Genomic DNA, 17460 nt, shown 5'->3' with positions numbered 1-17460 from the left:
TATTATGGGTAAATTAAATAAGGCCCTAAAAAATATTCTTACTGGCCCCGATAATGCTCTTGATATTAGAAATATCAAGTATTTACCCAGATGGGCTGTTCTTTTGATCGATTTAGGACTGGTTACTGTTTCGGTAATGGTCACCATCCTTATTTTGTTGGATCTGTCACCGGTGCAGTATAGCCTCCTCAGCTATTTCGATAAAACCGCTATAGTTGTAGGAACCAACCTTTTTTACTTTTATGTTTTTAAAACTTATGCGGGGATTATAAGATATTCTTCTAATATTGATGCGATCAAGTTGTTACTGGCAACTTTCAGCACTTTTCTTACGCTTCTTTTTATTAATTACCTAAGCTTGTTTTTCCTGGGTGAGAAAATATTTCTCATTGGAGGCCTCCTTATAAATCTTTGGATATCATTTTCATTATTGTTTCTTTTCAGGTTAGGAGTAAAGCAGGTTTATGAATATTTTAAATATTTTCAGAAAAACGAATCCTTGATCCACGCGGTGATCCTGGGAGTTGATGAAAATGCCATTTCTATTGCGGGTGCACTGGATATTGAACATCCAAAACGCTTTAAAATTGAAGGATTTTTAACCCAGAATTCCCACCGCAGTCTGCGAATTTTAGATAAGCCTGTTCTTCAGCATAAAGGAAAAATCCATAAAGAAGTAAAAGCTTTGGGAGCTGAAGCTATTATATTTTCAGAAAATACTTTTTCATCTGAAGAAAAATTCAAACTGGTTGATGAATGTCTGGAGCATAATATTGCCGTGTATAATGCCCCGCTGGTATCTTCTTGGGAAGAGAATCAGCCTATAGCTCAAAAAATCAAGACCCTGGAAATAGAGGATCTCCTGGAGAGGGAGCCCATTAAGCTCGATCCCGAAAACAAGATCGCTCAGCTTACCGGGAAAACAATATTGGTTACAGGTGCCGCGGGATCTATAGGTAGTGAGATCGTAAGGCAGGTAGCCGAATATAAACCAAAGCGACTGATAATCCTTGATCAGGCTGAAACTCCTTTGCATAACCTGCAACTTGAAGTGGAGGCAAAGTTCCCCGATCAGGATTTTAAAGTGATTGTGTGTGATGTAAGTAATATTCGCAGGCTTGAGCTAATGTTCAAATATCAGAATATTGATGTGGTTTATCATGCAGCCGCTTATAAGCACGTTCCACTCATGGAAAGTAATCCGCACGAAGCAATTTTTGTGAATATCCATGGAACTAAAAATCTTGCCGATTTGGCGGTGAAATATTCTGTAGGGCATTTTGTGATGGTTTCGACCGATAAAGCCGTGAATCCCAGCAATGTGATGGGAGCTTCAAAGAGAGCTGCGGAAATGTATGTGCAATCACTGTATCATCACAACACCAATAATGGAATAAAATCAACAAAATTTATAACTACCCGCTTTGGGAATGTTTTAGGCTCAAATGGATCTGTCGTGCCTTTATTCAAAAAGCAGATAGAGAATGGAGGTCCTGTCACCATCACTCATCCCGATATTATAAGGTATTTTATGACCATTCCCGAGGCTTGCCAACTGGTGCTGGAAGCGGGTGCTATGGGTAAAGGCGGTGAGATCTTTGTTTTTGATATGGGAGAACCGGTAAAAATAATGGATCTGGCCATTAAAATGATCAAACTTGCAGGCTACCAACCAAATAAGAATATCAAAGTGCGGATAACAGGCTTAAGGCCGGGGGAAAAACTTTACGAAGAGTTGCTGAATGATGAATGTAAAACCCTGCCTACACATCATAAGAAAATTATGATAGGCCAGGATGTTGTTCGAGATTATGATCTAATTAATAATAAAGTGGAACGAATTATTAATTCGGCGTATAAATTCAGGAATGATAAAGTGGTGGCTAAGCTTAAAGATCTAATTCCTGAGTTTAAAAGCAATAATTCGTCTTATGAACGTTTAGATAATCCGGTTCAACTCCAACAAAAATAAATCAGAATTTTTATGAAGAAGTTATCTGGCCTGCTCCTTACAAGTATTCTTTTAGTAAGTCTATTTAGCTGCGCGACCAGAGACGAGGTCGTTTATTTTCAGAAAGCAGAAGATATTAACGGAATGAAAAACCTGCTGGATTACGAACCGGTTATTGAAAAAAATGACGTTCTTCGTATAAATGTATCTTCACGAAATGAAGAGGTGGTAAAGCCTTTTCAAATGAATTTGGGAAATCAACAAAGTGGTGGTGGCGGTGGACAAAATCTGTCTCTAACGGGCTACCTTGTCGATCCCAAAGGCTATATTCAATTTCCGGTATTAGGCCAGGTAAAAGTAGCGGGAAAGACCCGTACAGAACTTGAGCAGGATCTGCAGGAACAAATTCGCAGCATGGTCACTGACGCCGTGGTAAGTGTACGAATTGTTAATTTTAAGATAACTGTCCTTGGAGAAGTAGGAAGCCCGGGCAGGATATCGGTAGATGACGGTAGGATGACCCTTCCGCAACTTATTGCAGAGGCTGGCGATATTTCCTATAGCGGAAAAAGAGAAAATATCCTGGTCATTAGGGAAGTTGATGGGGTTAAATCTATGGGACGGGTTGATATTACCAGTTCTGATGTTTTTAACAATCCCTATTATTACTTAAGACAAAATGATATCGTGTATGTGGAACCTACTTATAAAAAGATAAAATCAGCTGGATTTATTACCAGTTATACCGGGATCTTTTCACTTATAGGCTCTATTACAGGATTAATATTTCTATTTAGCAGATAAAGAGATTAATGGAAGAAATTTTCGACTATACCGAAAAGCAGGAAGAATCTAATTTTGATCTAAAAGCAGAATTATTTAAATATTTAATTTACTGGAAATGGCTTTTGCTTGGGATGATTGTTGGAGGAGCTCTGGCCTATCTTTATAACAGGTATACTATTCCGAAATATCTTTCAGAAGCAAGTATGATGATCACAAAATCTGAGGATAATGCCTCCTCAAGTATTTTGCCTTCCAGTGGTTCTTCGGCTTCGATCATAAAACTTGCAGATAACAGCCTGGAAAACCAGATCGTCACCTTGCGATCAAAAAGTCTGATCAAGGAAGTGGTTGATGAACTTAATCATAATATAAGCTACTATATTGAAGGAAAGGTAATTACCACAGAAGCTTATAAAACAAGTCCCGTTATAATTAATTTTATTTCACCCGATTCGGTGGTAAATAAAGTATCCAAAACATTTTTGGTAACACCTATTAATAAAAACAGGTTTAAGCTTAAGGAAGAATCTACACTTTACGAGCGTGAACATGAATTTGGTGAGATTATTAATTTTAATGGATTGGAATTCACCATTCTTCCACGGCCTAATAATGAAGACCAGTTAAAAAGTTCGAACACCACAATTATAAGTATCAGGCCCGTTGAGGATGTTGCCGGTTCCTATCTTTCCCGCCTGGAAATAGGTCCCAAGGGCAAAGCACAGGATATCCTTGCGCTTTCTTTGGTTGATACTGAGAGTAGGAGGGCGGAAGATTTTCTGGATCAGCTTATGATTCAGTTTAACAAAAATGGAGTAAAAGATAAGCAGCAGGTAGCTTTAAAAACCACACAATTTATTCAGGATCGACTTCAAATACTTAATTCTGAATTAGATTCGGTGGAAACTGATATCGCCGATTTTAAAAGATCCAACCAGTTTATGGATGTAGGTTCAGGAGCTTCTGAATTTATTAGTAAAAAAAGTTCTGCGGAAGAACAAATACTAAATCTGGAAACCCAGCTTAACGTTATTCAATCGGTTAAAAAGTTATTGGCGAAATCCGATCCTTTTGAGCTTTTACCGGCAAATCTTGGAATAAGTGAAGGAAATATTGAATCTTTGATCGCCAGTTATAATCAGTTGCTTCTTCAAAGGAAAGCTTTGCTTCAGAATTCTACGAAAAAAAATCCGGTTATCGAGGATTTGGATGAACAATTGAAATCTTTAAGGGCTAATCTAATGGAGACTGTCAATTCAACCATTAACTCTCTTCAATTGCGCCTTGATGAATATCAAAATCGGGAACAAAAGGCACAAACCCGATTTAGTATGTTTCCGGGAATGGAAAAGGGGATGAGAGGGATCGAACGTCAGCAGCAAATAAAAGAACAGCTCTATCTTTTTCTTCTGCAAAGAAGGGAAGAAGCAGCTATCGCTTTTGCCGTGACTTCAGATGTTGCTAAAATTGTCGATCCGGCATTTACTCATGGAGCGCCGGTAACTCCGCAACCCCTATTGATTTTGATAGGGGGCATCTTAGTTGGATTGATCATTCCTATCATTGTGATTTTTGTTAAAAACCTGCTGGATACCAAAGTTCATCATAAAGGAGATCTTCAATCTTTATTAAAATCAGTGCCTTTTATCGGAGAAGTTCCCAGGATAGGCACTGAACAGAACGATATTATCCAAATAAATGATCGTTCCCCTCTGGCTGAATCCTTTAGAATATTAAGAACAAACCTCGCGTATTTAATTCAGAAAAAAGAGAAGGATATTGCAGATATTATTTTTGTCACTTCAACGGTAAAAGGCGAAGGAAAAACCTTTATTTCCTATAATTTGTCCCGTACCCTTTCAAGCACTGGCAAAAAAGTTCTGTTGATAGGAGCTGATATCCGAAACCCGAAATTGCACCGATATACTCATTTAACAAAAGGTGCCCGGGAAAAAGGCTTTTCTGATTATCTTTATGATTATGGGGTGAAACCTGAAGAGATTATTTCTAAAACCAATGATGAGGGAATTGCAGTTGATGTGATCCTTACAGGTCCGATTCCTCCCAATCCCGCAGAACTCCTTATGAACGAACGTATGGAAGAACTTATTGGTGAAGTCAAGCCTTTATATGATTATATAATCGTGGATACGGCTCCCACTATGATAGTTACCGATACCTTGTTAATTAGTCAGTTGGCCGATTATACCTTATATGTTACCAGGGCTGATTTTACAGAGAAAAATCTTCTGGAGTTTCCAAAAGACCTCAAAAAACAGGGTAAACTCAAAGGCGTTGCGGTTATTTTAAATGATATTGATTACTCCAAATTCTCTTATGGAGCCCAATATGGTTATTCCTACGGATATGGCTACGGCTATGGTGTCGATAAAGAATCGCGTTGGGAACGCCTGAAGAAAAAACTATTCGGATAAATTAAAGGAATAAATTTTTACTATTCTCTATCACACCTTCCAGGATTGGGAGGTGTTTCTTTTTAATACTGATGGTTTTGATCTTTTCAATATGCTCAAGCCTGTGGGCATCACTGCTTATAAAATCGATCATTCCGGCTTCCAGTAACTTAAATGCTTTATGTTGAATGTTTGTTCCGTAATGCCCTATCAATGAGAGCATATTCAACTGAAAAGCACAACCCCGGGTTTTAAAGTCTTTATATTTTTCCATGGAAGAGGAATGAAAATAAACATAACGTTCCGGGTGGGCCAGGATAGGTGAGTAGGAATGGTTTTGAAGTTTGAAAAGAATTTCATTAAGATTAATGGGAGCCTGAAAATAAGACATTTCAACAAGAACTTTTGTTTCGACTATCGGGAGTATTTCGCCTTTTTCTATAATTTCAGAAAATTGCTGATCCATCATATATTCTCCTGATGCACTTAATTTTACTGAAGTATTGGATTTTAAATTATCCAGTGCCTTTTTGATGCTTTCTGGAGTGTTAGGGTAATATTCTCCCATTACATGAGGTGTGCAAACAAAATTTTCAACTCCGATTTTCGAAAATTCTTCTATCAGTTCTATAGATTCCTCCACATCTTTTGCCCCGTCATCGATACCAGGCAAAATATGATTATGAAAATCTGTAAATCCGCCTAAAAGATCAACCAGATACCTCTTTTTCTGAAAAAATGAAAACATTTCGATTATTTTACCGTTCAAAATTACATAAATTAAATTCTTATTAATAATATTTGCAGCGATCTAACCGGCATGCATGCGTAGCATTATAGCATTTTCTCTACTTTTTCTTACCTCAGTTTCTCTTTTGGCCCAAACTGTAGATTTCAAAGGTGTACTTGAAGGTTATGGAAGCTTATATACTGGAGAAACTTCACCTTTCTGGCTGCATACAAATACGCTGGGAAGAGTTGATGAAAAAACTCATTTATCATCGGTTTTTACAATGAAAGCAAATATAGCGCTATCTGATGTTTCTTCCTTTGAAATAGGAGCAGGTGTTCTGGCTAAAGATGGCTTTGATGACAAAATAGGGCTCGATCAGGCGTATTTTTCGTATTTAGGTCGCAACATTGGAGTGGTTGTCGGGAAAAAGCATTATCCCGATCTGTATCAGGGATTATCTGCTTCTAATGAAACTATTCTTCATTCTCAAAATGCAGCCGCGATTCCCGGCATACGATTTTTTATTCACGATCCCGTATTTTTTCTGGGCGATCACGGCCTGGGATTTAAATTTGCTTTTGAAGAATATCTGATGGATGACGACCGGTATATTGAATCGGCACGTCTTCACCATAAAAGTTTTCGCCTGGTGTATAGGTCTCTTTCTAATTTCCAAATTGCACTGGGGGCCGATCATTATGTACAATGGGGAGGAATATCTGATGAATTCGGGAAATTGCCTTCAGAATTTAGCGATTATCTCAAAGCAATAACCGGGAGGGCGAGCGATGATGCGGTAGGCGGCCAGGAAGTAAACGCGCTCGGAAATCAGTTAGGCACGTATGTCATTAACGTGAATACCAAAATCAACGATCTTGATGTGGAATTCATTTACAATCATATTTTCGAAGATGGGTCGGGAATGAAAATGGGGAATTTTCCCGATGGCCGTTACGGAATTTATATTGAGGATAATCGTGATACTTTCTGGGGAACGCCCTGGGTTCGGGCATTTATGTATGAGATTTATTATACCAAAAATCAGAGCAGGGACAGGCAGAGTTCCCGGCGTGATGGTGCTGACAATTACTTCAATAATAATCTTTATCGTTCGGGATGGACCTATCAAAATCAGGTGATCGGCACTCCTTTTATTCTTTTAAATGATAATAGGTTTCGTATTGGGACCAATATAATAATGGTTCACCATATTGGAATAAAAGGGGAAGCCTTCTCTAATATTCCGTATCGTTTTCTGTTTAGTTACCGCCAGAATTACGGAATTAAAGATTCTTTTTATCCTCAAAAAAGAGTTATTTATTCTTCTCTTCTCGAACTTTCTCTTCTGGAAAATGAAAATAAGCTGAAACTCCAATTAGGGGCTGATATAAAGTCTTATGAAAACTCCGTTTTTGGAGTTGGACTCAAATACTCAAGGGATCTTTTTTAGGTTCAGTTGTTATTTTTTTTGTATTTTCCTACCGCCAAATCTATTTTAACCCTACTTTGAGTACAGAGAATTATAATTCCGGTGCTTTTGTTACGCCTGTTTTAAAGCTGGATGCAGATCATTCTGTTACAGCTTTTAATGAGGCTGCGCGTTATTTTTTCGATTTTCATTTTCAGATAAAGATCTGCCCAAACCTTAAATTTTCTGATCTTTTAAAATCTGATAAAGAAATTATCGCAAAAAAGGTAGAACTTGCTCTAAGTGGTTCTTTTCAAAGACATGGTTTCCCAATTAATAATCAGCTTTATGAATTTCAGTTCACGCCACTTTTAAAAGAAAAGGGGGAGCCAGAAATTTCTATTTCCATAACTCCTGTTAAGAATTCTTCTTCGAATTTTTTAGGTTTTCTTGAAGGGCAGAATGGTTTTTTTCGCAGCCTGGAATACGACAGGCAGCTCTATCGCAATCTGTTCGAGTATAATCCCGATGCTGTTTATTCTTTCGATTTGGAAGGAAATTTTGTGGATGTTAATGCAAGTTCAGCAGATCTCGCGGGAACTTCCATAGAAAATCTCCTCAGCATGAATTTTCTTCCTCTTATTCCGCCTGAAGATCAGGAGAGGGTGCTCAAAAATTTTGAGAAGGCTAAACAGGGGGAATTCATTAAATACAGAACTGGTTTTATTAATCTGAAAAACCAGCGTAAGATACTTTCGGTTACCAATTTTCCTATTGTTTATCAGGATAAGATTGTGGGCGTATATGGAATTGCGAAAGACATTACCTCGAGTGTACAGGCACAGGAACAAATCAGGCTTTCTGAAGAAAAATATCGAAGTCTTTTTGATTACAATCCTTTACCCCTTTGGGTGGTTGACCGGGATGAATTAAAATTTTTAAGCGTCAATAAAGCAGCGATCGAACTCTATGGATATTCCGAAGCTGAATTTTTAAAAATGTCGGTAAAAGACCTTTGGGCTCCAAATCAGGAAAATGAAATTCAGAAGGTGGTTAGGGAAAATCAGGACAGCTACTTTAAATTAGAGGTCAGACATCTTAAAAAAGACGGCAGTCTTATTTATGTAGAGGTCAAGAGCAATCCCATTAACCTTAACGGAATGTTAGCAAGGGTTTCCCTGGTTAAAGATATAACTGCTAAAGTAGAAGCGGAAAGAAAGTTAATGGAAAGTGAGAAACGTTTCAAATCACTTATTCAGGAAGGTTCTGATGTTATTTCTATTCTTGATACGAATCTGAAATATTCTTTCATAAGTCCTGCCTCTTTGAATGTTTTTGGAATGGCGCCGGAAGAGATGATAGGTACCAGTTTTAAAGAACATATTACTCCGGAAGATCTTCCTGAACTGGTAGATCTGCTTTCCAGGATGGACAGGGAGAAAAGAATTCAATTACCTCCATATCGTATCATTGATAAAAAAGGAAAATTTCGCTGGCTTGAAACTATTGTGACCAATTTAAATGAAGATCCTACCATCCATGGCCTTGTTCTGAACTCGAGGGATATTACCCCATTTATGGAGCAGAAAGAAAAACTGCTGGAAAGTCTGGAACGCTATAATATAGTGGCTAAGGCTACAAGTGATTTGATCACCGATTATGATATCAGGACCCATTCCATGAAATTTAGTGATACGATCTATGAAATGTTCGGTTATTCCCGCGATGAGGTGCAAGAAAACGGTTGCTGGTGGCAGGAAAAAATACATCCTGATGATTTAAAAGAAATTCGCCCTCTTATTGATGAAATGCATCAAAACCGTAAGAAAAAACTTACGATTGAATATCGGTTTAAATGTGCTGACGGAACTTATAAGCATATACAGGATCGAAGTTTTCTAATCCTGAATGACAAAGGAGAACCTCAACGGATCATTGCTTCGATGCAAGATATAACTGAGAGAAAACGGCATTTAATTGCCATTGAGGAACATAATGAACGCTTGAAGGAAATCGCCTGGACGCAATCTCATGTGGTAAGAGCTCCACTCGCTAAAGTGATGGGTTTAGTCGATCTATTGAAAAATTATAAAAATGATTTAGAAAATGTTGATGAAATATTGGAAAATATTTTAACTTCATCATATGAGCTCGATAAAATAATAAGAAAAATCGCTGTAAAGACAGAAAAGGAGCTTTGAGAAAACCCCAAATCTTAATGCTATGCTTCGAACAATTATTGTAGATGACGATAAAATCGTCACCTTTTTGCAAAAGAAGATGGTCGCGAAAAGCGATCTTGATCCTCAACCTTATGTTTTTGAAAAAGGCAGAGATGCGTTGAATTTTCTTACAGAAGAAAGTGATCCGGATACTGAGTACCTTATTTTGCTAGATATAAATATGCCCAATATGAACGGCTGGGAATTTCTGGATGAGCTTGAAAAAATTCGGAATAAGGAAAATTGTCACGTGGTAATGGTAACTTCTTCTATAGATCGTAAGGATAAATTAAAGGCAGCGAATAATAATCTGGTTGTAGATTATATCGAAAAACCTGTTTCGGCTAGACACTGTGCTAAATTAAAAGGCATTACCAAACTTTCCGTTCACTTTTAAGAAGAAAAATCTATTTTTTGTACCAGCGGATTGGCCCTGTCAATTTTTTCCTGTGCCCATTCTTTTTCTTCGTGATCAGCTTCATCGGTATCTTCATTTGCCATTCCTGCATTTTGCTGATGATGTAGTTTTATAAAAATAGGAAAATGATCAGAGCCTATTGGTCTTTCCCTTTTGATTTTTACAAGGGAAAAATCTTTGGTATGGAACATATGGTCCAGGGGCCAGCGCAAAAGAAAATAATTGGCATTGTAGGTATTAAAGAAACCTCTTCCTCGCCGGGGATCCATTAGCCCGCTCATTTTTTGAAAAAGCCTTGTGGTTCGCGACCAGGCGACATCATTTAAATCCCCAATTACCAGAGTGCTTCTTTTTACCGGATTTATATCCCGCCCCAGCATTAATAATTCGGCATCCCGATTGGTAGAGGTATCGCTTTCTGTAGGACTGGGAGGCATAGGATGCAGGCAATGCAGCCTGATTTTTTTCCCATTCCGAAGAATAACATAACCGTGAATAGAGGGAATATCCTTCTGAACGATATTCTGCACCTTAATATCTTCCAGTTTTAACCGGGAATATAAATGCATCCCGTAAAGATTATCCTGCGGAATTTTCACCGTATTGGGATAATCTTTCTCTATTACTGAAAGTTCTTTTTCCCATTTCTTGTCGCTTTCGAGGGTGAGAATTAAATCAGGTTCTACTTCCTGTATTAGCCCTATTAGCTTTCCATAGTGCTCGTTTGGTGTAAGCACATTGCTTACCAGAACTGAAATATTCGCATCTGGATCATTTCCTTTAAATTTAACCACCTGTTTGCTGGCAAGGTAAGTATATGGGAAAATTTTTTCAAACTGATATAACAGACTTAACCCAAGGCCAATGGTCGCAACATAGTGCCAGGTTTCCGAAAAATCAAAAATCCAGACATCCACCAGGATCATTACAATGATCAAAAAACTTATCTGTATCCGCGGAAAATCAAAACCGCGAATCCACCACTGATCGAATTTGGTAATGGAAGCTAAAGTGGGGATAAAGGCCAGCACCGAGAAAATGAGCGCGAATATTTCGGTAATATTCATAAAAAGCTTAATTATAGAACAAAATTAATTCCAATTCCCTGAGAATTTATACCGGTTCCTCTGATATTTGTATTCACCGCAGGATAAACCTCCACCTTCTCATTCCCGATTTTATGTAATTGTGGTATTAAGATACCACTTATTGCACCAATTCCAAAGCCTATTATATTGTCGGTTAAAAAATGTTTCCCAGCTTCCATTCTCATATATCCAACAAGGGCTGGAACAGCCACCGCACCGGCCCAAACATAAGGAACTGCTGGTGAATCGGGATTAAAATCCTGGCATATTTTGGCAGTAAAAAACGTTGCCGCAGCAGTGGCAGCAGTATGTCCCGCAAAAAAAGAGCGTTGGGCTCCCGCTTCGGTCCTCTCTTCCAAAGGCAGATTTTCATTATAGACCAGTGGCCGGCTTTTTTCTACCAAACCCGCGGTATTTGTAAATAAAGCCCCGGTAGTAGCCATTGTTTCAATAAACATCACTGCAATTTGTCCATAATTTTCTCTTTCCTCTTTTTCAAAGAGAAAAAGTAATGGAGTCGCGAAGGAAGCGTAAAAAGGAATATAACTGAGCTTATCGGCCCTGTGGGAAAAATTTCCGGCTGCAGGCCTGTTAATACCCCACAAATCATCTTTATCGAGCGCATTTAATTCCTCTTGAGTTAAAGCATCTTTATTTTGAATAAGATAAAAGCCCAGAGCATTTAAGGCCAATTCTCCGGTTATGATACTTCCATCTTTTAGAAAATCGGTTTTATAAGGGGATGAATTTTTTTGTGAAAATCCTGATGTAAGTGTAAGAAATAAAACTATCGTCGAAATGATCCTTTTCATTCTCTTTTTTTTCAAATCTCCCAAAACTTAGGAATATTGCTGGTTTTATTAAGAAAAGAATAACAATAAAAGCCTTACCTGGCTTAGAAGTGCATTAACAAAAGTTTAAATCCTGTTTGAGGCACTTCCTTTCCAATTTCCTTCAAAAAGACTTACATTTAGGGATATGAAAAAGAAAGATAATACTGCTGTAAGAGGTTTTGTCTTCAAAAAATATGATGAACCGGAAAAATCTCCTTTTGACAAATTGTTCGATATCTTTAAGGAGATCATTACCCACACTTCTGGAGATTTAGACGAAGCTTTAGACTGGATGAAACAGTTAGATGATGAATATCAATTAACTGATGAAGATTATACGCTGGATGATTTTGTTGAAGACCTTAAGAAAAAAGGATATATCCGCGAAGAAATTGATCAAAATGGCCCCGGCGGAATGAAGATCACCGCAAAAACTGAAAGAGCTATTCGCCAACAGGCCTTGGAGCAGATCTTCGGAAAGCTCAAAAAAGGATCTTCAGGTAACCACCGAAGTAACCGAATTGGAAGGGGAGATGAACATACCGGTGATTTCCGGGCTTATCAGTTTGGCGATTCCCTTAGTCGGATTTCTATGACTGAAAGTCTGCGGAATGCGCAGATCAACCACGGGATTGGTGAGTTCAACATGAGCGAAGACGATCTGGTAGTAGAAGAAACTCATTATAAAGCTCAAATGAGTACGGTGCTTATGATCGATATCAGCCATAGCATGATCCTCTATGGCGAAGACCGGATCACACCGGCCAAAAAAGTTGCCATGGCACTTTCTGAACTTATTACCACCCGGTATCCAAAAGATACGCTGGATATACTTGTTTTCGGGAATGATGCCTGGCCAATTTCCATTTCAGAATTGCCGTATCTCAAAGTTGGTCCCTACCATACCAATACGGTTGCAGGGCTGGAATTGGCGATGGATATTCTGCGAAGAAAAAGGAATACCAATAAACAGATCTTCATGATCACCGATGGTAAACCCAGTTGTATCAGGGAGCGAAACGGCAATTATTACAAAAACAGTATGGGCCTGGACCCGTATATTGTGGATAAATGTTATAATATGGCACGGCAGGCCAGAAAACTGCGCATTCCCATCACGACTTTTATGATCGCTCAGGATCCATATCTTACAAGTTTTGTTCAGGAGTTTACTGAGGCTAACCAGGGAAAGGCATTTTATACCGGCTTAAAAGGACTGGGTGAAATGATTTTTGAAGACTATGAAATTAACAGAAAAAAAAGAATTCGAGGATAAATATGGAAAAGGAAAATATTAAAACGCTCGGAGAACTAAAAAAAGCGGGTTATATATCCAAAAGCATAAAGGAGGAACTTCGGGATAATTTGAAAGAGAAAATCCGGAATAATGAAGCTTCTTTTAAGGGAATCCATGGGTACGATTATACGGTGATCCCTGAGCTTGAAAGGGCCATTCTTTCACGGCATAACATCAATTTGCTCGGCCTCCGCGGACAGGCGAAAACACGGCTGGCACGACTGATGGTCGGTTTGCTGGATGAGTGGATGCCGGTAGTAGAGGGTTCTGAGGTAAATGACGATCCTCTGAAGCCTATCAGCCGTTATGCCAAAGAACTAATTAAAGAAAAAGCAGATGATACGCCTGTCTCATGGGTGCATCGCGACGAACGTTTTTTTGAAAAACTCGCGACACCTGATGTGACCGTTGCCGACCTTATCGGGGATGTTGACCCGATAAAAGCTGCCAATTTGCGGTTGAGCTATGCTGATGATCGTGTTATACACTTTGGAATGATCCCAAGGGCGAACAGGAGTATTTTTGTGATCAATGAATTGCCCGACCTGCAGGCCCGTATTCAGGTGGCACTTTTTAATATTCTTCAGGAAGGAGATATTCAAATTCGTGGTTTTAAGCTGCGTCTTCCATTGGATATGCAGTTCGTTTTTACGGCAAACCCTGAGGATTATACCAACCGGGGAAGCATCGTGACTCCGCTTAAAGACCGCATTGGTTCACAAATCCTGACGCATTATCCTGAAAGTATTGAAGTGGCAAAAACCATAACAGCCCAGGAGGCGCAGCTGGATGAGCGACAAAAAGAGTTGGTTTATGTACCGGAGGTCGCAAAAGATCTTTTGGAACAGATAAGCTTTGAAGCCCGTGACAGTGAATTTATCGATCATAAAAGTGGGGTAAGCGCCAGGATGAGTATCACAGCTTATGAGAATCTTTTAAGTGCCGCGGAAAGACGGGCTTTGAAGAATAAGGAAGAGGAAACTTTATTAAGATTCAGTGATTTTTTAGGAGTGATACCTGCTATAACGGGAAAGGTCGAACTGGTCTATGAAGGAGAGCAGGAGGGAGCCGCTTTTGTGGCACTTCAGCTTATTGGGGATGCGACCAAATCTTTATTCCCAAATTATTTTCCGAAGATTGAAAAGCTGCAACGTCCCGATGAAACCACTCCTTATGACAATTTGATAGAATGGTTTTTCGAGAGCAGCGGATTTGAGCTGCCAGATGATATTTCAGAAAAAGAATATAAAGAAAAGCTCGATTCCATAACGCCACTTGAAAACCTGATTAAGAAATACCAGTCGGATCTTCCTGAAAAAGACAGGTATTTTATGAAAGAATTTCTTCTTTGGGCGCTGGTTGAACACAAAAAACTGAGTAAACAACGATTTTCTAAAGGCTTGCAATTCAAAGATCTTTACGGAAGTTACATCAGCGGCTTGTAAATATTTTAAAATATGCTTGAAAACCGCCTTTGATTTTGTCATTAAGGGCAGTTTTTTATTTTCAAATTATCGAAATCATAAAAATTTCACTCTTTTTAAAGAAGAGTTTTGCCCACAAATAATTTTGTATACCTTTATCACTCATTTAAAGGACACCTGTGAATAGACTTCAGTCAAATATCATTATTAGCAACGGAAACATTTCTGCTTCTGCGGTTATGACAATGATTATTACAGGCATTATTACCCCTTTTGGGGTTCTAGCTATATAACTTTCCGTCCTGTACACCTGTATTTTAATCTATACTAATTAATCTTTTTAAATAATTTCAGCTATGCAAGTCCTGAAATTTGGAGGTTCTTCGTTAGCCTCACCAGACCGGGTAAAACTGGTTGCAAAAACTGTTCAGCAACACCTCGAAAATGATTCTGTCATCAGTATATTTTCGGCTTTTGGTGGTGTTACCAACGATCTTTTACTAATGGCCGAATTGGCTGCGCGAGAAGATCAGGCCTATAAAGAAATCCTTGAAAAAAATGAGAAAAGGCACCTTGAAGCGGTGAGGGAACTGATTCCCGTAACTTCTCAGAGCGCGATCCTCAGCAAGGTAAAAAATGAATTTAATCGTCTTGAGACTTTATTTGAAGGAGTTTTTCTTCTGAATGAGCTTTCAGATAAGACCCGGCATGTCATTTCCGGTTTTGGGGAAATTTTAAGCTCTTTGATTATCGCCGAATATTTTAAAAGCCAGGGAGTGGATAGTCAGTTTGTGGATTCCCGTGAACTTATTGTATGTAAAAATACCAATGAAAAGGTGCAGGTCAATTATGAAAAGACCTACGCTAATCTTCAGGCATTTTTTAAAAATAACCGCACGGGTCTATTTGTAGCTCCCGGTTTTGTAGCTCGCAATGAACAGGGAGTTCCGAGTACATTGGGCCGCGGAGGATCAGATTTTACCGCTGCGATTTTTGCCGGCGCTCTTGATACTGATAAAGTTATAATTTACACCGATGTAAATGGAATGTTCACCGCAAATCCGAGCCTTGTGCCGCATGCGTATTCGCTGCATGACATTTCTTACGAAGAAGCCATGGAACTCTCTCATTTTGGTGCTAAAGTGCTTTATCCACCAACGCTTCAGCCTTTATTAGATAAGAATATTGAAATTCATATCAAGAATACTTTTGCCCCCGATCAACCGGGAACGGTCATTTCGAAATCCAGCAAGAAGAATTTTCGCTGGGTTACCGGAATAACTCATATAGATTCTATTAAATTGCTTAACATCGAAGGCAGCGGGATGGTTGGTATTCCCGGATTTTCAAAACGGTTTTTCGAGATTCTTTTTCAGGAAAACGTAAATGTGGTGCTGATCACTCAGGCTTCTTCTGAACACAGTATTTGTATTGCCGTGAAAGCTGATGAGGCTGAAATTGCCAAAACGGCCCTCGATGAAGCCTTTGAAGCTGAAATAAAATTGAATAAGATCAAACCCGTAGAAATTGAAGATAATGTTGCGATCATCGCTTTGGTGGGCGATCGCATGAAAAGCCACCATGGTTTAAGCGGAAAAATGTTCAGCGCCCTCGGGAACAATAACATCAATATTCGCGCAATTGCACAGGGTTCTTCAGAAAGGAATATTTCAGCAGTGATCGCTAAGAAAGACGTGGTAAAAGCACTAAACACGCTTCATGAGCAGTTTTTTGAAGTTCCTTCCAAAGAGCTCAACCTGTTCATAACCGGCGTTGGTAATGTTGGAAGTAAACTTATCGATCAGCTGAAAAAACAGGAAGATTATCTGCTTGAAAAACTGAGATTAAAAGTGCGAGTGCTGGGATTATCGAATTCCCGAAAAATGATATTTGATGAAGATGGTCTTGATCTCGAAAACTGGCAGAAATTACTTGAAAAGGGTGAGAAAGCCAATAAACAGGAATTCTTCAACCAGGTTAAACAGTTGAACCTGCGTAACAGTATTTTTGTTGATAATACCGCCAGTCCCGAAATTTCAGAATGGTATAAGCATTATCTCGCCAATTCTATTTCGGTAGTGACCTGTAATAAGATCGCCTGTGCCGATTCTTATGAAAATTACGCCAACCTGCAGAACCTCGCCAGGGAATATGGAGCTTCATTTCAATATGAAACCAATGTGGGCGCGGGATTACCTATTATCGATACGCTGCAAAACCTGGTAGCTTCAGGTGACAGGATCAGGAAGATACAGGCGGTACTTTCGGGAAGTCTGAACTTTGTTTTTAATAATTACGATACTTCTGAGCCCTTTTATAAAGTTGTGGAGCAGGCGATGAAGGAAGGTTATACTGAACCAGACCCAAAGATAGATCTAAGCGGTGTGGATGTAGCGCGTAAAATTCTGATTCTTGCCCGCGAAAGCGGATTAAAACTGGAACTTGAAGATATTGAAAGCGAAGATTTCCTTTCCCAGGAGAGTCTTAATTCTGAAAATAACGAAGAGTTCTTCCGAATTTTAAAAGAAGATGAGCCTAAATTTAAAGAGATCTATCAGCATGCGATAGATAAAGATGCCGAGCTGAAATATGTCGCGCAATTGGAAGACGGAAAAGCAAAAGTCGGACTCCAGGAAGTGGGACCTCAGCATCCCTTTGCCAATCTTAGCGGAAGCGATAATATCGTGCTGTTTTTTACCGATCGTTATCCGCAGCAGCCGCTCATTGTAAAAGGAGCCGGGGCGGGAGCTGAGGTGACTGCATCTGGAATTTTTGCAGATATCATTAGAATAGGAAAGAAATAATTTTGAAGTGAGCCAAATCAGGAATTTTGAAACGAAAACAAAAATTATTGCCGATTTGCATCAAATCCATGGAAAAACGAAT

The 17460-nt window shown here is 38.9% G+C and carries 12 protein-coding genes; 9 read left to right on the top strand and 3 right to left on the bottom strand.

Annotated features, from left to right (window positions below):
- Positions 1-4 precede the first annotated feature (4 nt).
- Genes C7S20_RS17360 through C7S20_RS17350 form a run of 3 tightly spaced genes read left to right on the top strand, consistent with a single transcriptional unit; the run spans position 5 to position 5172 of the window.
- Positions 5-1972 carry a polysaccharide biosynthesis protein gene (locus tag C7S20_RS17360; RefSeq protein ID WP_107013653.1) on the top strand — a complete coding sequence of 656 codons (1968 nt, stop codon included), beginning with the start codon at positions 5-7 and terminating at the stop codon, positions 1970-1972.
- A 12-nt stretch (positions 1973-1984) separates the two neighbouring features.
- A complete protein-coding gene (locus C7S20_RS17355; protein WP_107013652.1) occupies positions 1985-2755 on the top strand; it encodes a polysaccharide biosynthesis/export family protein in 771 nt (256 codons plus the stop codon).
- Between the two features lie 8 nt (positions 2756-2763).
- On the top strand, positions 2764-5172 hold the full coding sequence (locus C7S20_RS17350) for a GumC family protein (RefSeq protein ID WP_107013651.1): 2409 nt from the start codon (positions 2764-2766) through the stop codon (positions 5170-5172).
- A 1-nt stretch (position 5173) separates the two neighbouring features.
- Here C7S20_RS17350 and C7S20_RS17345 read toward each other — a convergent pair whose 3' ends face one another.
- Positions 5174-5899 (bottom strand): tyrosine-protein phosphatase, encoded by a 726-nt coding sequence (locus tag C7S20_RS17345; RefSeq protein ID WP_107013650.1) that lies wholly within the window; start codon positions 5897-5899, stop codon positions 5174-5176.
- A 76-nt stretch (positions 5900-5975) separates the two neighbouring features.
- Here C7S20_RS17345 and C7S20_RS17340 point away from each other — a divergent pair, with 76 nt between their 5' ends.
- From C7S20_RS17340 to C7S20_RS17330, 3 genes are read left to right on the top strand one after another with little or no spacing between them, the layout of a single operon-like run.
- Positions 5976-7334, top strand: coding sequence for a capsule assembly Wzi family protein (locus C7S20_RS17340; RefSeq protein ID WP_107013649.1), 1359 nt, complete (start codon positions 5976-5978; stop codon positions 7332-7334).
- Between the two features lie 56 nt (positions 7335-7390).
- Positions 7391-9493: a PAS domain S-box protein gene (locus tag C7S20_RS17335; RefSeq protein ID WP_107013648.1), complete on the top strand. Its 2103-nt coding sequence runs from the start codon at positions 7391-7393 to the stop codon at positions 9491-9493.
- Positions 9494-9515: 22 nt separating this feature from the next.
- The gene (locus tag C7S20_RS17330) at positions 9516-9911 is read left to right on the top strand and encodes a response regulator (protein WP_107013647.1); all 396 of its coding nucleotides are present in this window, start codon (positions 9516-9518) and stop codon (positions 9909-9911) included.
- Here the strand turns inward: C7S20_RS17330 and C7S20_RS17325 are convergent.
- Both C7S20_RS17325 and C7S20_RS17320 read right to left on the bottom strand, forming a co-directional pair.
- Entirely contained in the window at positions 9908-10999 is a 1092-nt protein-coding gene (locus tag C7S20_RS17325) for an endonuclease/exonuclease/phosphatase family protein (RefSeq protein ID WP_107013646.1), read from the bottom strand. The two genes, C7S20_RS17330 and C7S20_RS17325, sit on opposite strands and share 4 nt — an antisense overlap.
- An 11-nt stretch (positions 11000-11010) precedes the next feature.
- Entirely contained in the window at positions 11011-11832 is an 822-nt protein-coding gene (locus C7S20_RS17320) for a phosphatase PAP2 family protein (protein ID WP_107014295.1), read from the bottom strand.
- A gap of 166 nt (positions 11833-11998) precedes the next feature.
- On the opposite strand from C7S20_RS17320, the gene C7S20_RS17315 reads away from it, so the two are divergent.
- The 3 genes from C7S20_RS17315 (at position 11999) to thrA (ending at position 17378) form a co-directional block, all read left to right on the top strand.
- Positions 11999-13129, top strand: coding sequence for a vWA domain-containing protein (locus C7S20_RS17315; protein ID WP_107013645.1), 1131 nt, complete (start codon positions 11999-12001; stop codon positions 13127-13129).
- Between the two features lie 2 nt (positions 13130-13131).
- Complete coding sequence (locus C7S20_RS17310; RefSeq protein ID WP_107013644.1) at positions 13132-14595, top strand: magnesium chelatase; 1464 nt, start codon at positions 13132-13134, stop codon at positions 14593-14595.
- A gap of 335 nt (positions 14596-14930) precedes the next feature.
- Positions 14931-17378 (top strand): bifunctional aspartate kinase/homoserine dehydrogenase I, encoded by a 2448-nt coding sequence (gene thrA, locus C7S20_RS17305; protein ID WP_107013643.1) that lies wholly within the window; start codon positions 14931-14933, stop codon positions 17376-17378.
- Positions 17379-17460 lie beyond the last annotated feature (82 nt).

The organism is Christiangramia fulva (genome assembly GCF_003024155.1).
GTDB lineage: Bacteria > Bacteroidota > Bacteroidia > Flavobacteriales > Flavobacteriaceae > Christiangramia > Christiangramia fulva.
The sequence above is the reverse complement of the archived record's forward strand: the minus strand, read 5'-3'. Positions and strand labels throughout refer to the sequence as shown.